This window comes from Gilvimarinus sp. 2_MG-2023, assembly GCF_030547685.1.
Taxonomy (GTDB): domain Bacteria; phylum Pseudomonadota; class Gammaproteobacteria; order Pseudomonadales; family Cellvibrionaceae; genus Gilvimarinus.
In genome coordinates this window covers 35,772-52,210 of sequence record NZ_JAUOQM010000049.1, presented here as the reverse complement: position 1 = coordinate 52,210, position 16,439 = coordinate 35,772, and the positions used below count along the sequence as shown (strand labels likewise).

The window sequence follows — 16,439 nt, the reverse complement described above, 5'->3', positions numbered from 1 at the left end:
TGGCAAAAAAAGCAAATGAGGTGCTGCGCGTTTAGTGCGTAGCGCTTAAACCTAATGTAATGATTTTGACTATACACAGACCGAGCGGCTGCGCGAGTTGGCTGCGGATTTTACCAAGGTGATTTGATATGAGTGTACTCATCGGCGACAAAGAATATTTTAAAGGTGTAGGTAAAATTACCTACGAAGGCCCCGAGTCGGATAACCCACTAGCGTTTAAGTGGTACGACGAAAATCGTGTGGTGGCCGGTAAAACCTTAAAAGAGCATTTGCGTTTTGCTACCTGTTACTGGCATACCTTTTGTGGCGCGGGTCACGATCCGTTTGGTCCGGGGCCGCTGCAGTTTCCTTGGAACGAGGGCAAAGATGCCGATGCTCGCGCACGCATGAAGCTGGATGCCGCGTTTGAATTTTTCACCAAAATTGGCACCCCGTTTTACTGCTTTCACGATGTGGATGTGATTGAAGAGGGCGACAGCCGCGCGCAAACTCAGCAGCGTTTACAACAGTGGACCGAGTGGGCCAAAGAAAAACAAGCAGCCTCGGGCATGAAGTTGCTGTGGGGTACGGCCAACTTGTTTAGCAACCCGCGCTTTATGAACGGCGCCTCCACCAATCCTGATTTTAATGTTGTCGCTTTTGCCGGTGCGCAATTAAAAGATGCCATCGATGCCACCATTGCGCTCGGCGGTGAAAACTATGTGTTCTGGGGGGGGCGTGAAGGTTATATGAGTCTGCTTAACTCCGACATCGGTCGCGAGCAAGAACACATGGCCCGTTTTTTAACCATGGCCCGCGATTACGGCCGAGCCAATGGTTTTACCGGCAACTTTTTAATTGAACCCAAACCGATGGAGCCCTCCAAGCATCAATACGATTTCGACAGCGAAACCGTTATTGGTTTTTTGCGTCACCACGATTTAGACAAAGACTTTAAATTAAACATCGAAACCAACCACGCCACGTTGGCCAGTCACACCATGGACCACGAAATGCAAGTGGCGGCTAACGCCGGCATGCTGGGCTCCATTGATGCTAACCGCGGCGACTACCAAAACCAGTGGGATACCGACCAGTTCCCCTACAACATTACTGAAACCGTAGAAATGATGCTGGTGGTATTACGTGCCGGTGGCTGGGCCGGTGGCGGTGTTAACTTCGATGCCAAGCGCCGTCGTAACTCGACCGATTTGACCGATACTTTTCACGGCCATATTGGCGGTATGGATGTGTTTGCCCGCGCGTTGATTATTGCCGATGATTTATTGCAAAAATCTAACTTAGAGACCATGCGCAAAGCCCGTTACGCTAGCTTCGATGCCGGTGAAGGCGCCAAATTCGAAGCTGGTGATCTGAGCCTCGAAGCGTTGGCAGCGCTTGGTAACAGCAATGGCGAGCCTGCGCAAATCAGCGGTCAGCAAGAGTTGTACGAAAACATTATCAATCGTTATATTCGTTAAGCACTAAGCACTAAGCACTAAGCCCTAGCTCGCGCGCATTGCCGCGAGGGTTGGGGTGGCTTTCCCGAATTGAATTTCCCCTCGTGTCAATCCCCCTGGTTTCCCTTAGCCTCACATTACTGACTATCCCACGCTTTGCGAGCTCATCGGCGTTTATTGCTCTGTTTACGGGCGCAGCATCTATGGTTTGTATTGAAGGTGGCTTTGCCATCTCGTATCGGCTAATGTCGGGGCTAGCCTGATGGCGTGTATAGGGTTTTGGGATCGCTTAGCGTTACTCTGTTGAAGGGAAGGGCTCAGAGCTTTATATTACCGGGGCTACATTTGCTGCTGAAAACGCGCAGTGACATATTAATAATCGAAATGGTGTGTTTATGACCTGTCTAGCCAAAAAATCATTGCTTGTCGTTGCGATCGCGGCAGCTGCTGGTTGTCAGCCCGACAACGAGCCCAATACAAGTGCGCCCGAGGCTGCGACCGACACCGCAGCGGTGATGGCCTCACCCAGCTCAGTAGCTGCGAGTTCCAGTGTTACCAGCCCAGAGGCCGCTAAAGAGGCGCCTTCGTCAGTGATCGACCTATCCCACTGGAAAATCACCCTACCTCTGGATGAAGACGGCGATGGCAAGGTCGATGGCTTTAGCCCCGCCCAGTTGCAGGGTTTTGTGCACCCTGAGTTCTTTTACGCCCAAGACGGCCTGGTGACGTTCGCGGCGCCAAATCGCGCCACCACAACGCCTAACTCGTCTAACACTCGCAGTGAGTTGCATCAAGTGGTAAACCCCTCGTTGTCAAAAAGCAAGGCGCCCGGCAATAACTTTGCGCTAGCCAGTAACCCTAAGGCAAGCGAGTTTGGCTCGATTGGTGGAACGTTATCGGCACACTTGAAAGTCAACCATGTAGCAGTAGAAGCAAAACTGCCGCAAAAGCCGCCAGCTTACTCGGTGGTGGTAGGGCAAATTCATGCCGGTAAAGACAGCGCGCTAATGGAACAAGGTGAAGGCTACGGTGGTGGCAATGAGCCGCTCAAAATTTACTATAAAAAGTGGCCTAAACACGACACAGGTTCCGTTTTTTGGACCTACGAGCGAAATCTTGCCAAAGAAGATCCAAACCGCACCGATATTGCCTATCCGGTATGGGGCAACACTTGGGAGAACGACGCCAACCCAATGGAGGAAGGTATCGCACTCGGTGAAGACTTTAGCTATAAAGTCGATGTGCAAGAAAATATCATGCACCTGACCTTTAGCGCCGAAGGCCGCGATACGGTTGAGTATAAAATTGATTTGTCCAATAACGTCGATGCCAATGGCAAGGTCGATGAAAAAGACCACCCCAACGGTTACACCGGCGACTGGTTCTTTTTTAAGGCTGGCGCTTACAATCAATGCAGCGTTAAAGAGGCCAAAGGCATGTGGTACGCCGGTTGTGCCGGTAGTGGTGACTGGGAGCAAGACAAAAAAGATGGTCACTACGCCAGTGTCAGCTTCTACGATATCCAGCTCGACTCAAACGAGTAAAATCTTTTAGCGTATCTCAAGTGTACAGGCACAGTCGCTTTAGCGGTTGTGCCTGTATTATGGTTGCCCTTGGCATGGGGAGATATGCAAGTGTTATCGCCACCGCAGTGTTGAATTTAATGCAAACACCAACGATTAGTCTTTAACGGATTTACAGATTTCTTCTACATAGTCTGCGTGAGAGCCCATGGCGGTTAGACATTTGTCGATCACTCTTTTTATGCCGTTGACTTTGTTTTCAAGCTCTTGTTCTGATAAGGCATCAACGATTGGATTGTAACCATAAGCGCTTATACCTTGTCCTTCCATTACACCCACCCAGCTTGTGTCGCCGAATAATTCGTTATTTTCACGATAAACTCTGCAACCACTTTTGTAGAGTGCTATTTTTTCTTTTAGGTTGTCTGAAATAGGCATGTTTTGACAATAGCGCCAAAACTCGGAATCGTTGCGTTCAGTGGCGTTGTAGTGGAGCACTAGAAAATCTTTTACGCCTAAGAAATCTTCTTCTAATTGTTGGTTGAATTTATTGATAACAATCGGATCGAAGTCTTTGGTGGGGAATAAACCTAAGAGCTTGGAAATGGCCGATTGTACAAAGTGAATACTTGTCGATTCCAAGGGTTCTAAAAACCCCGATGATAGGCCGATAGCCAGACAATTTTTCACCCAAAATTTCTTTCGTTTTCCTGTGGTGAATTTCAGTAGTCGGGGCTCATTTAACGGCTTTCCGTTAATGTTTTGTAGCAAGGTGTCAGCGGCTTTGTCGTCATCAATAAATTTATCACAGTAAACGTAACCATTTCCGGTACGATGCTGTAAAGGTATTCTCCAGCGCCAGCCCGCCTCGTGAGCCGTAGATTGAGTGTAAGAAGGCAAAGGGTCTAACCTTTCGCTGGCAACAGTTACGGCGCTATTGCAGGGTAGATCGGAAGACCAATCGTCGAATCCGGTTTTAAGTACTTTCTCGATAAGCAAGCCCTTAAACCCGCTGCAGTCAATAAAGAAATCACCTGACACAACGCCACCATCCTTGAGATGTAGTTCTGTGATAAAGCCGTTGTCTGGGTCTTGTTTGACATCTTTAACCAATCCTTCCGTGCGTTTTACATTTCTTTGTTCGGCGTATTCACGTAGCGTTTTTGCATAAAGCCCTGCATCAAAATGAAAAGCGTAAGCAATTTTAGATAAAGGTGAGTTTTTTAATGTCGTGGGCCGCATAAATAAGTTGTTGTAAGCAGCTTGCACATTTAAAGAGTAATCACCAAGGTCGGAGCCTTTGCCTAAAAGCTGTAATCTCTTCCAGTAGTGATAGAAAGGTAAGTTGTCTATTTGCGTGCCATACTCAGCAAAAGGATGAATATAAGAGTCGCCGATTTTCCCCCAGTCTGCAAACTCGATACCAAGCTTGAAGGTCGCTTTGGTGTCTTTAATAAACTTATTTTCATCTAGGCCTAAGACGGCATTAAACAAATTGATTTGAGGGATGGTGGCCTCGCCGACGCCAACGGTACCAATTGAATCGGACTCTACCAATTCGATCTCACAAAATCCTGCCCCAAATACCTTGCTTAAGGCCGCAGCGGTCATCCAGCCGGCAGTGCCTCCGCCAAGAATGACAATCTTTTTTATCGGTTGGCCGGTTGATTCTTGTTTTGATGCGCTCATAATGATTGTTCCGTCGACTTCGATTTTAATTGTTGTTTGTAGGTCTTGATTGTGGGTGCTTTTAGGGCCGCTGTTTTGAATGATTCTGATATTGTAAAAAGCTCTTTTATTAAAGCATTTTTATCGATGTTAAATTTGTAATGCGATGTTTTTTTATTATTGATCGCTAGAGCCTGAAGCAAGCTAAAAATTTTGTCGCCATCCATGCTGCGCAATGCAACTTGTGGGAGTCGACCTTCTTCTTGGTAGAGCTCGATCAAGGCTCCTCCCCTTGAGTGGGTAGCAATGAGTGTCTTTAGTTGAGTGTTTTCAGAGCTATTGTTATGAAAATGTAAGTGATCAATGAAGTCAAGCTCTTCGGCATATTCAGACATAATAGCATTATAGTGATCTGCTATCGATGGGGTTCGGGCATTGTTAGGCCAATGCTTTTTGAGCTCAATTAGAGCCAGCCTTAATAGCCAGAATCGATCATAATACAGTCCTGTAGATAAACCGTTTAAACGTTTTAAATTGATGATGTTGTCGTTCCATACATCTAATGAGGTTTCGTTCGAGGTGATTTTTTGGGTTTGTTCGGAATTAAGGATTTTGTTGAAAATTGCACCCTCTAATTCTAATTCTGGAGCTTCTGCGGCAAGCAAGTGGAGGTCGTTTTTCGATAGCGTTGCTTTTTTGTTATACAAAGCAATACCTGTTTCAGTGTCAGTGCTTACCAGTTTAATCAAATTGCCATCGGATCGAATTATTTTACTTGATGCCATGTTTAAATCAATATCAACACAAAGATTGTGACGGTATAGTTGGCCGTCATTTTGATCTTTCTGTACATCGACACATTCCGTTCGTACGTCTATAACTAAATCTCGGTCTTTGGATAGTGTGTCAAAGTCGTCAGTTGATGTTTGATACGTTAAATGGGAGGAGGTTGTATTGATGTGCAGTAGTTTTTCCTTTAAATAGTCAAGGTAACGATCTTCGCTGACACTGTATCCATAATTAATGACGTGAAAAAGTGAATTTTTATGAGCCGATGGTGGCGTAAAGCGCGAGAGTTGACTTAAATGCCCGCCGATACACAGCTGGTCGAAGGTTAAGTCTTGCTTGTTGTTGGTTAAGTGCTGAAATACCGTATGAATCTCTTGCCCTAGTAGCTGAAATGATTTGTTTGAAAAGCTTAAATGGTAAGGTTTTTTTGTCCAGCCGAAATACGTTTGCCCTAAAGAAAAGCCTGGCTTTACCTTAGAGAAGAAATCATTTTCCGAGAATTCTAAATATTTGTGGAAGTTTCTAACATCGGGTGACAGGGAGAATTTCTGTGCCGAATAATGATTGTTTGAGCTTGCACCTGTCGTTTCATAGATATTAATGTTATAGGCTAATCCCCGTGTGGTTCTCTCAATATACAATGCGGTTAAAAATAACGGTATTCCGCTTCCTATGATGGCGATATTTTTTGTCATATTGATATCTGGAGTCATTGGGATTTAAATCTATACCATTAAGAAGAAGTAGAATAAAAACTCATGCTAGAGGGTGGAGTATCCCTCAGGTTAGTGTTTTTTACCGTTTGATTTAATGTGTCGATGTGGTAGGGCTTGGTGCTGGCCTCTTTTGCAATATAGGCTTTCATTTCTTCTAAATAACCATTGAGCTTATCCGTCTGTAAAGATTCGGCCTCTATGCCAGAATACTTCGGCATAAGCCCTTGCCCAACCATAACTGATAGCCAACTTGCGGTTAAAAAAAGGCCTCGTCTATCATCATTGATATAGGCATTTTCCTTAAATAAATCAATTCTGTTCTGCAGTGACCCAGGAATGGTCATATTTTTGCAGTATTGCCAAAACTCGGTATCTTCTCTTTGTGTTAACTTGTAGTGCAGTATAATAAAGTCACGAATTTTTTCATATTCAAATGAGATGGCATGGTTAAATTCATGTTTTAAATGTTCGTAGTGTTGATCAACTGGCATGAGTTCGAGTAGTTTCATGATGGCCACTTGAATTAAATATAAACTGGTTGATTCTAAAGGCTCCAAGAACCCGGATGATAAGCCAATAGCCACGCAATTTTTCACCCAGCTTTTTTTCCTTCGGCCCGGGGTAAACCGAATTACACGTCCGTCACCTAGAATGTCGCCTTCTATATATTGAATCAGTGAGTCGTGCGCTTTTTCGTCGCTAGTAAAGCTTGCTGAATAGACATTGCCATTTCCCACTCTGCTTTTTAATGGGATAGACCAGTACCAGCCGGCATCATTGGCTCTAGAGATGGTGTAGGGTCTTGGGTTGGTTTTTTCATTTTTGCTTGGCATCGCAATTGCGCTATCAGTCAGTAGCCATTGACTCCAGCTGTCAAATTTTTCACCGAGGCTTTCTCCTATCAATAGTGATTTAAATCCACTGCAGTCAATAAAAAAATCTGCGCTAACGGATGCCTCGTTTGCTAATGTTAGACTAGAAATCTCACCACTTTTTTCGTTTTTATGGATGTGATTAACCTTGCCTTCGATACGTTTAACCCCGTTATCTTCTGAAAACTTTCTAAGCAGTTGGGCATAGAGGCTGGCATCAAAATGAAAAGCGTAGGAGTAGCGTGAATCCAACGTGTTTGATTTTATGTTTGGAAAGGCAAAGCGTCTTTCTTTTGCCATAGCGATTGAGGATGAGAAATCAAATAAAGAACTTGTGCCGCCGTTTAATCTCGAAAAAGCCCATGCTTTGTGGAATTCCACAGGGCCAATGTCTTGTCCATAAACACCAAACGGATGCATGTAGCAATGGTGTAACGAACCCCAATTTTGAAATTCTATACCTAATTTATAAGTCGCTTGGGTTTGTTTTATGAACTCGTTTTCGGGAATGCCCAACATGGCATTAAAATGTCGAATGTGTGGGATGGTCGCTTCGCCAACACCGATGGTGCCTATTTGCTCGGACTCAATCAGTAAAATGGAAATGTTGGAATTTTTGTAGTGATGGGATAATGCGGCCGCTGTCATCCAGCCGGCTGTTCCGCCGCCGAGTATGCAGATTGATTTTAATTGTCGATCCATGGCTACCTCATTGCTGCCAGGAAGATTTTAATTTATTAAAGATGAAGTGACCAACGCAACAAACCTAAGCATGACTTAGGCTTGTTGCGTGGTTGTTAATCAAACAGCTTAGAACTTAGCTTTTAAGAAAAGGCCGATGCGCTGATCACTCACAAAGTAAGAGCGAGGCGTTAGAACCCCTTCTTCATTGTATTGAATGGACGTTTGTGTCACCTCGTCCAGAAGGTTGTTAGCCTCTAAGCCAAGAGTGAAGTTGTCATTGATATCCCAACTAATAGAGGCATCAAGATGGTCTGTTGCTTCACCATACACCGGAGAGAAGGCAATTTCATCACGTGTATGCATCAAGAATTCGCTTCTGTATGTATACGCCAAACGCGCTTCAATAGGACCATTATCGAAGAACAGTGTGAAGTTATAGTTAGATTCCGAAAGACCCTCTAGGTCGGTGAGGCCGACAAAATTACGGAAAGTAAATTCCTCTCTACCGGTTAAGTCTTCGGGCTGCTGATCATCTCGAGCTGTTGCATCAATATAGGTGTAACTGGCTTGAATGCCAATGTTATCAAGCGGTTCTGCGATCCAGCCAAAGGTAGTTTGCAGTGCTAACTCAAGCCCTTCAATGGTGGCATCACCGGCATTTACAAACTGCGTTACCGCCACTTGTTGAGTAATACCGTTACTTGGATTTGTAACATCTAGGGGGGTAGAGCGCTGACGATGGAAACCTTCAATCTGTTGATTGAAATAGGTGGCGGTTAAAGATCCGAGATCACTGAAATACCACTCTAGCGACACATCAATGTTATCCGACATTTCAGGTTCTAGAAGAGGGTTGCCAGCGCTATTAGCGGTAAAGCCCGCTAGAGAAACAGATTTTGGTCCGATACCATCGGGCAAATTATCTGGATCAGTAAAGCCGTAGCCTGCCAGTTCTTCTGCCGTGAAATCTACAGTGCTTGCATTTCCCTCAATAACAAAATTTCGGCGCACCTTGTCCATTGTGGGTAAAAACATAGCTCGAGAATAAGCGAGTCGCATGAGCAAGTTATCGGTAAGCTCTAGCTTTAAGTTTGCGCTCGGCAATAGCTCGTTCACGGTGTCCATTTGCTGTACTTCAGAAATGCCTGACTCTTGGTTGGCAAAGGCTGCAACGTCAGCAGGCAATCCTGGGTCAAGATCGGGCAAGTCTGGATGACGGCCAATGCCTAAGTCAGTGTTCGAAAACGGCGACGGAAAATTATTGGCACCGGTAGATTCGCGGTCATAACTCACATAACGTAAACCCACATTACCGCTGAAGGGCAGTGCAGATTCATCACTGCCGAAATCGAGCCTTGCATAAATAGCTGTGCGCTCTTCATCTACAAGGTAATACTCTGAAGGTAAGAAGGTAGTACCGTCAACCACACCTGAGCGTTCAGAGAGCGGACTCCACGAAGTGGGGGTCGCAACGCCAGCTGCCGCCATAGCTTCAGACCATTCATCGCTACCTTGACTTAATGAATCGACAGCCGGGAACCACCAAGTATTGTACTCGGTTAAAGAGTCACCTTGATGGAAATCATTAAAAGTTACTTGCTCGACAATGTCAGGTGTTGCGTCAAAATAGGTCGCATTACCCCAAACCTCGCCAACTTCCCCCCAGTTATAGTCCGATTCACGGATATCTTGTTCTCGCTCGGAGCGTCTGAAACCAAATTTAACGCCTCTGAATAGATCGTCGTCAAAGGTGTATTCAGCATCAACGGCAAGGGCTAGAGACTCTGCACTATTCTCAGAGACGTGATCCATGCTGGAACGGAAAAGGTAGTTTGCAGAGTCAGCAAAATAGGCTTCACTATTTGCCCCTTGGCTGGTGTTAATAAAGTCAAGTTGAGCGGTGTCGCTCTCCATATTAATGCTCATATCACCGGCGATTTTGCCATGAGCGGTTGTATCAACAATATTGTTCAGTGCATCAACGTATTGTAGATCGGCCTCGATGGAGAAGTTATCGGTTATCTGAAATTTACCGTTCAGGCTGTAATCGCTTACCTCAGCCTCATCATGGCGCACACGGGTTGCGGCTGTGTGAGTTAACGTTGGCACGTTGTCAGCCCAAGTGGGAGTGCTGCCTACCAGTGTGCCACTGGTAAATAAGCAAGGATTTGCCTCACTGCTAGTCGCTGGGCAGTCAAACTGTTGGTCATCGCCTAGGGATACAGCTCTGGGCGTACCAGAGAAGGGCTGCTCAGGATGCTCAACAAAATTTTCATGCCAGGTCAGGTCGGAGTTGGAGTGAATAAACTCAGCGGTAATTAACACATCTTCATTGGTGCTTTCCCACTGAAAAGACGCTCCAACACCTAAGCGGTCACGGCTGTTTTGCTGCATACGGAATGAGGCCGATGTTGGCACAGCAACATCTTGCCCTTGATATTCACTCGCTAAACCGCCGACACCGTTATTATCGTAATAGTTGTATACGCCAATACCATCACTGCGCGTATTCAGCTCTGATTGAGTAACACTCAAAAGAGCACCAAAACGGCCTGCCTCAGAATCCCAGGTGTTACTAATAAGGCCGGATGCCGAGATATCAGCTTCTTCTGCAAGATGGCCTTCACTGGCTTTAATGGTGCCGCCGAGTACAAGCCCGTCAGTATCGAAAGGTTTACGGGTCACCAAGTTGATGGTACCGCTCACGCCACCTTCAATAAGGTCAGCGGTTTGGTTCTTGTTCACCTCTACGCGCCCGACCATTTCGGGGGGGATGTCAGAGAAGCTAAGGCCACCATCGCCCCGAGCACTTAGTGCATCGCGGCCGTTAAATTCAGCACGTACGCGGTTTAAACCACGCACCACAACCTTGCCACCTTCTACACCGAAGTGATCGGGATCATTAGAAGCATTAAATCGCTCAATAGCAACGCCCGGTATACGCTGCAATGCTTCGACAATAGACTTGTCTGGCAAAGAGCCGATATCCGTTGCAGTGATCACGTCCTTGACGGTATCCGCATTGCGTTTGATGTCTTGAGCTCGCTCTAGGCTAGCCTTAGTGCCTATTACAATAACCTCTTCCAGGGCGTCTTGCGCATAGGCACCTGTCGATACTGCCATCACGCAGGCAGCAAGGGCTGATCGTTTAAAGTGTTTTTTGAGTCGTATATTTGAATAGTGCATGGCAATCCTTTTATTTTATTATCAATTTATTAAGATAAGCCCAAAAAGCGTGGTGCGACGTATCAGGATCTTTGCGCATCACGTTAACGATAACGTAGGCTACAGACGCTTAAGATCTTTTATTATGACGTTAACGATAACGCAGGTTATCCACGTTTACGTTATACCGTCGAGCATTGTCATATTACTCCTCGGGCTAAAATACAATAACTATTTCGTGTCATAAATACAATAGTTCGCACATTTATATCTAGAGGTATAACCTTGGCTGAAGCAGTCTTATCGGGATGGTTTTTAACGCCAGATAAAGCCGGTTGGTCGAGAGTCTTACGTTAATCGCTATAAATTTTTCATCTTGAATATTTATATAATTTAGTCTACATGTTTTGCTCGAAGCTCTGCCTTAACAATAATCTTAAGCGCTCGGTGAATGCCCGCAATTCATTGCTATACAAAATTGCTCACGCTTATCACTGTGATGCCAGACTCTAAGCTCGCTTTTTGCGTAAACATTTAAAATGCGCCAAATAGTAGGTGAATCACACACTGCTTAGAGCAGTCGCGGGTTTATAGTTTGCCGTCGAGTCGATTAGATGAGCTAACCCACTCCCTAGTGACTTAAAAAACTGTTAGGGTTTGAATTGAGGATAGCGAATGATTAAACGAATTAATAACAATGGAGCGTGTATGAATACGGTGAAGCGTTTATTAACAGGTGTGGCAGGTTTGTTGGTGTGTTTGTCGGCGCTAGCTGAAGATGTACAGTTGCCAAATAAAAGCCCTGAATTAGCCGCTACCGCGCAAGAGCAGCTAGGAACCTTGGCGGACGATGTGGGTTTGGCAAAGGGAAGCGTGGTGAGCGATTTTTCCGTTAAAAACATCGAGGGTGAAAAGGTCGATTGGACAACCTTAAAAAACGATGCGCCCTTATTGGTCGTTTTTTACCGTGGCGGTTGGTGTCCTTACTGCAACGTGCAAATTCGCCAGCTTACTGAAGCCTGGCCCGAGTTTGAAAAACGCGGCGTAACGCCGATACTCATTAGTGCGGACAAACCTGATGCCGCAGCTCTGGCCGCGCGCACCTATGAGATTCCCTTTCCCGTTCTGTCCGACCCAGACTTAAATGCGCACGATGCGTTTAACGTCACTATGGAGCTGCCCGAACATTTAGTACCAGTGTATAAAGATTACGGCATAGTGGTGGAAGACTGGAATGGCGCAGGCCATCGTAAATTTGCCGTATCGTCCGCGTTTATTGTCGATGGCAAAGGTGCGGTTTTATGGGCCAACAGCTCGCTGGATTACAAAACCCGCCCCAGTCCACAGCAGTTGTTACAGGTCATTGATCAGTTATAAAAACCCAGTAAAGCAGGCCGCTTAATCTGCGCAGAGCGTTTGGCTGATGCCTGATATGGCTGTCTGCTTGGTTTGGTCTGTTTTTGGTCTGTTGTTGGTGTGGGGCAATTGGTCCGTAAAATGAAACCTCTACGATAAGCCATTCTTTTTTATTGCCCCTCATTATATTGGCACTCATTTTATTGGCCCTCAGCTGTCGATAAAAAATCACTCAATGGGGCCTGAAGTCTCTCAGGCCCATTGGCTTTGAGAAAGCAGGGGCGCTACTTTTGTCCCATACGCTGGCGCACCACCTTCGAATGCCATACCGCCGGCACAATCACCAGTACTGACATCACCGCGAGCACCCATAAATAGTGGTGGTTAAAAGCGGTTAAATTTGTCAGCTGGGCGGCTTGTTCGCTGTTGCTGGTTGTGGCAAAAGCCACCGGGCCAAGAGCGGCGTCTTGCGCGATTGAAAATCCTCCGCTTAATGCACTTTGCCAGCCCAGCGCCGACAGCGAGGCATAGGCCTTGTAAGCCACGGCCGCCGCGCCCAAACCCAGTACACCAATAGCCACTGCCCCCAAACTTAAAACGCCGATACCTAGCGCGCCAATACTGATAAACCCGAGCGATACTATCCCTACACTAACGGGCGCTACCGCCCAGCCGCCCCAGGCAAACACCAATCCGTAAGCTCGGTCGCCTCCGGCAACCCAGCCAACGGCGGGTTTGTCGCCGGGCTCGGGCATGCCCAGTTTAAAGTGCAAGACAGGCACGCCCAACAGTGTTGCACGGGTTTTGAATTCGCGCCGCTTGGCATCGGGCCGGTCACCTTCGGCAAGAAACGCTTGCGGAAAAGCGAGCCGCTGCTGAGCCCGCAACTGAGGTACGCGCGTGAGCATAAAGCTCAGCAAATACAAATAGCTGATGACAAAAGCAAACACCACGAGCTGTGATGCGATGGCGTAACCCTGAGCGTTAACACTATTGCCCAGCGCCAGAGTTTTTAATAGGTATAAAGCCAGAGTGAATGCCAGAGCAATACCTAAATACAGGGCGACGATTTTTATGGTCAGGCGCCGTTCGCTGCGAGTGCGCGATTGTGCCAGGCTTGCCCGCACACTAAAGAACGAACCAATCAGCCCCGAAAAGGCGGCAAACACCGTTAACAAGCTGGCCCACTTAAAGGCCGAGCCCGTATGGGCTGCCCCAATCCCCAGGGCTGTTGCCTTAGCTTTGGGCGCTGAGATAGTACTAATGGCGAGCAGCACTGCCGTGGTAAATGACGCCCCGGGCTTACTTTTGCTGAGCGTGTCTTCCACAAAGCTGACCATCGCCGTTTGCAGTGCTTTGCGTCCGCGCGATAAGCGCTGCTTAACCGTCGCCTCGGTTAAATCCAGTTCGGCGGCCACATTTTCCACCGAGCGCTGCTCGCGGTAAAAAAGAATTAATGGCTCGCGGTAGGTTTCGGGGAGCTGTTGTAAGGTTTGCCACAGCAGAGTTTGTTCCTGCTCGCGTATCAGGGTTTCATCCACCTGCGGCTGAGGTGACTCCTGTTCATCCAGTTCGGCCGAGTCGCTGTTGTTATGGCGCGACTCCTTGCGGCGATAGCGGCTGACTTTAAAACGCAAAATACCGCATAGCCAGGCCTTGAGCTTTTCGGGCTCCGCCAGGGTATCCAGCTTGCGCCAGGCGTCGACAAAAGTCTCTTGGGCAATATCCTCACTGTGTTTTAAATCCCCCACCGAAGAGTACGCCAGCGAGCACAGCAGGCTTTGATAGCGGCTGACAATCTCGCCAAAGGCGTCGCGGTCACCGCCAATGGAGGCCAGTACCAGTGAGGTATCGGCCGACTCCTTATACTGCACTCGTCTTTTAAATAGGCTCATCTGTTTGATCCGTTTTATTCGCTTCGGCCTATGAGTGCCAGCTTTTATACAAAAGGTGACAGAAAAATTATTTTTTTGGGCTTATTCAGAGATTCCTTAGAAATATTGTCACCTTTTGCGCAGCAATAGGTACTTAGAGAGCGACACTTATGTCGTTAACCTCTATTTATGCGGAGAAAGTACCATGCTCAAACATTCACTGACAAAAATCGCATCTCTTAAGTCTATCGCTCTGGCGGCCACACTCTCCTTGTCCGGGGTAGCCTGGGGTGGCACTTTGCCACCGGTGGTGGATACCTTTGATAAGCCTGAGAATAACAGCTTAGGGCTACCGCGTCAGCTCATAACCGACAGTCTGGCGGGCGGAGGCTCCACCGCTCAGCACACGATTGGCGTGGGCGTTATTACAGTAGATGGGGAGATTACACCGGCGCGAGGGCAGTTAGGTTGGGTGAGCCTGGTGCTTCCACTCGACGTTCAGGGCGGCTCGCAAAACGCCCAGCCTTATACCGGTATTTTACTGAGCGTTAAGCTCAACAAAGGAGTCTTGTCGGTCACGGTAAACGGTAGTGAAATTCAAAACCATGATTACCACGCCGCGCCTGTAACGGTCACCAACGATGGTGAGTTTCATCAGGTAAAAGTACCGTTTGAATCGCTTAAGCGCGCATGGTCAGAGCAAACGCCATTGAACGCCGGAGCCATTAACGGGATTAGCATCGTCGCTTACGCCATGCAGCCCGAACGCTTTAGCTTTGCATTGGATCAGGTCAGCTTTTACTAATGGCTTTGTTAAGGATAAGACCATGGACACATATACCCCACACAATACCCGGCAGGATTATCTAGACGCTGTGCGTGCTTTTGCGCTCTTGCTGGGCATTGTTTTTCACGCCTGTTTGTCTTTTTTACCCGTGTATATTGGCTGGGCGGTTATGGATATTTCCACCAGCACAGTGGTGGGCGTGTTCGCGTTAGTTAGTCACTCTTTTAGAATGGCGTTGTTCTTTTTACTGGCGGGTTTTTTCAGCCATATGAGCTATCACCGCAAGGGGGGAGCCGTGTTTTTGAAGTCGCGACTCTTACGTATTGCGCTGCCCTTTGTATTGGGCTGGATACTACTGCGACCTCTATTGGTATTTGCCTGGGTCATGGGTGCGCAGAGTATGCGCGGCGATGTCAGTCTTTGGCCGGCGTTGCAAGAGGGGGCCAGTTCAATGCTGGCGGCTTCTCAAACGTTATTAACGGGCACCCACCTATGGTTTTTGTATTACCTGTTGTTAGTGACTCTTAGTGTGTTGTGTGTTCGCGCGCTCACTGTTCGTTTTCAGCCTGCCTACCGCTTACTGAGTAAATCATTGGATGCAGCACTTGCGTGGCTGTGTCACTCGTCGCTGGTTGTTTTAGCTTTGGCCGTTCCCACTGCCGGGTGTATGTGGTTGATGGGGCAGTGGGGTTTGGATACCCCCGACAAGTCTCTCGTGCCGCACTGGCCAGTGTATTGTATTTATGGGGGTTGTTTTACACTGGGGTGGTTAATGCATCGCCAGAGTGACCTAATACCGGCTTTTAGCCGGTTAAGCTGGCAAAAATTGTTAGTGGCGCTAACGGCTATTGTTGTGACGATTCTTACCTCCCCTTATGAGCGTCAACCCGGTCATCCACACATTGTTTATATAGCGCTGGCGTTTAAATTTAGCTACTCGGTCATGATGTGGTCATTGATCGCGCTCATGATCGGATTATTTCGCCATTACCTCGACCGCCCCAATAAGGTTATTCGCTATCTCGCCGACGCCTCTTACTGGCTGTATTTAATTCACTTACCGATCGTGATTTGGCTGCAAATTGCCTTTGCCGAGGTGAGCTGGCACTGGGGAATTAAGTGGGCATTGGTTTTTGGTATTGCCATTGGCTTATCTCTCGTGCTGTACGACTTGTGCGTAAGGTCTACGTTTATAGGCGCGACACTTAATGGGCAGCGTAAGAATAGGTCCCTGTTCGCAGTGGGCTGACCGTAAGCAAGCGCGCAGTGCGTATACGGGGCGCTTTGGGTTTGCATGGGTACTATAAGGCAGTGAACCGTGGCGGCATTCAATGCAATCAAAACCCAGCACCACCTGGCGGAGGTTGAATTGCGGTGGGGGGCCGGTGAAAGGATTGGGCGCGGCTATGGCGCCCAGCCATTGCACGACGAAGGGTGTTCAGCGAGTTTATACGATGCCGAGTAGGTAACAGCGTGTGCCGCAGCCTGCCACTGCATGGCTTTTATTGGCAGGTTTGTAAAACTACCCTTAAAAGCTTACTATTCCCAGCCTTTTACGACTCACCA

Annotated in this window: 10 protein-coding genes; 5 read left to right on the top strand and 5 right to left on the bottom strand. The window is 47.4% G+C overall.

Annotation, left to right across the window (positions count from 1 at the left end):
• The first annotated feature begins 128 nt into the window (after positions 1–128).
• Complete coding sequence (xylA, locus tag Q4526_RS14535) at positions 129–1,460, top strand: xylose isomerase (protein WP_215977823.1); 1,332 nt, start codon at positions 129–131, stop codon at positions 1,458–1,460.
• A gap of 374 nt (positions 1,461–1,834) precedes the next feature.
• Positions 1,835–2,983: a polysaccharide lyase family 7 protein gene (locus tag Q4526_RS14530; RefSeq protein ID WP_303609677.1), complete on the top strand. Its 1,149-nt coding sequence runs from the start codon at positions 1,835–1,837 to the stop codon at positions 2,981–2,983.
• A gap of 135 nt (positions 2,984–3,118) precedes the next feature.
• Here Q4526_RS14530 and Q4526_RS14525 read toward each other — a convergent pair whose 3' ends face one another.
• The 4 genes from Q4526_RS14525 to Q4526_RS14510 all read right to left on the bottom strand — a co-directional run bounded on the left by Q4526_RS14525 (position 3,119) and on the right by Q4526_RS14510 (position 10,877).
• Positions 3,119–4,651, bottom strand: coding sequence for a tryptophan halogenase family protein (locus Q4526_RS14525; protein WP_215977822.1), 1,533 nt, complete (start codon positions 4,649–4,651; stop codon positions 3,119–3,121).
• Positions 4,648–6,114 carry a tryptophan 7-halogenase gene (locus Q4526_RS14520; RefSeq protein ID WP_215977821.1) on the bottom strand — a complete coding sequence of 489 codons (1,467 nt, stop codon included), beginning with the start codon at positions 6,112–6,114 and terminating at the stop codon, positions 4,648–4,650. Before Q4526_RS14520 ends, Q4526_RS14525 begins: the two co-directional genes overlap by 4 nt.
• A gap of 38 nt (positions 6,115–6,152) precedes the next feature.
• Positions 6,153–7,709, bottom strand: coding sequence for a tryptophan halogenase family protein (locus tag Q4526_RS14515; RefSeq protein ID WP_215977820.1), 1,557 nt, complete (start codon positions 7,707–7,709; stop codon positions 6,153–6,155).
• 108 nt (positions 7,710–7,817) lie between these two features.
• Positions 7,818–10,877 (bottom strand): TonB-dependent receptor, encoded by a 3,060-nt coding sequence (locus Q4526_RS14510; protein ID WP_215977819.1) that lies wholly within the window; start codon positions 10,875–10,877, stop codon positions 7,818–7,820.
• A gap of 687 nt (positions 10,878–11,564) precedes the next feature.
• Here Q4526_RS14510 and Q4526_RS14505 point away from each other — a divergent pair.
• Positions 11,565–12,233: a peroxiredoxin-like family protein gene (locus Q4526_RS14505; protein WP_215977960.1), complete on the top strand. Its 669-nt coding sequence runs from the start codon at positions 11,565–11,567 to the stop codon at positions 12,231–12,233.
• Positions 12,234–12,496: 263 nt separating this feature from the next.
• Here the strand turns inward: Q4526_RS14505 and Q4526_RS14500 are convergent, their stop codons facing one another.
• Positions 12,497–14,107, bottom strand: a complete 1,611-nt coding sequence (locus tag Q4526_RS14500; RefSeq protein ID WP_215977818.1) for an RNA polymerase sigma factor — start codon at positions 14,105–14,107, stop codon at positions 12,497–12,499.
• Between the two features lie 184 nt (positions 14,108–14,291).
• Between Q4526_RS14500 and Q4526_RS14495 the strand changes: the two genes are divergently transcribed.
• Positions 14,292–14,891 carry a CIA30 family protein gene (locus Q4526_RS14495; protein ID WP_215977817.1) on the top strand — a complete coding sequence of 200 codons (600 nt, stop codon included), beginning with the start codon at positions 14,292–14,294 and terminating at the stop codon, positions 14,889–14,891.
• Between the two features lie 22 nt (positions 14,892–14,913).
• Positions 14,914–16,122: an acyltransferase family protein gene (locus Q4526_RS14490; RefSeq protein ID WP_215977816.1), complete on the top strand. Its 1,209-nt coding sequence runs from the start codon at positions 14,914–14,916 to the stop codon at positions 16,120–16,122.
• Positions 16,123–16,439 lie beyond the last annotated feature (317 nt).

Excerpts from the sequence above, each read along its gene's own strand:
- xylA (WP_215977823.1), top strand. The coding sequence starts at position 129 with ATGAGTGTACTCATCGGCGACAAAGAATATTTTAAAGGTGTAGGTAAA.
- Q4526_RS14530 (WP_303609677.1), top strand. The coding sequence starts at position 1,835 with ATGACCTGTCTAGCCAAAAAATCATTGCTTGTCGTTGCGATCGCGGCA.
- Q4526_RS14525 (WP_215977822.1), bottom strand. The coding sequence starts at position 4,651 with ATGAGCGCATCAAAACAAGAATCAACCGGCCAACCGATAAAAAAGATT.
- Q4526_RS14520 (WP_215977821.1), bottom strand. The coding sequence starts at position 6,114 with ATGACAAAAAATATCGCCATCATAGGAAGCGGAATACCGTTATTTTTA.
- Q4526_RS14515 (WP_215977820.1), bottom strand. The coding sequence starts at position 7,709 with ATGGATCGACAATTAAAATCAATCTGCATACTCGGCGGCGGAACAGCC.
- Q4526_RS14510 (WP_215977819.1), bottom strand. The coding sequence starts at position 10,877 with ATGCACTATTCAAATATACGACTCAAAAAACACTTTAAACGATCAGCC.
- Q4526_RS14505 (WP_215977960.1), top strand. The coding sequence starts at position 11,565 with ATGAATACGGTGAAGCGTTTATTAACAGGTGTGGCAGGTTTGTTGGTG.
- Q4526_RS14500 (WP_215977818.1), bottom strand. The coding sequence starts at position 14,107 with ATGAGCCTATTTAAAAGACGAGTGCAGTATAAGGAGTCGGCCGATACC.
- Q4526_RS14495 (WP_215977817.1), top strand. The coding sequence starts at position 14,292 with ATGCTCAAACATTCACTGACAAAAATCGCATCTCTTAAGTCTATCGCT.
- Q4526_RS14490 (WP_215977816.1), top strand. The coding sequence starts at position 14,914 with ATGGACACATATACCCCACACAATACCCGGCAGGATTATCTAGACGCT.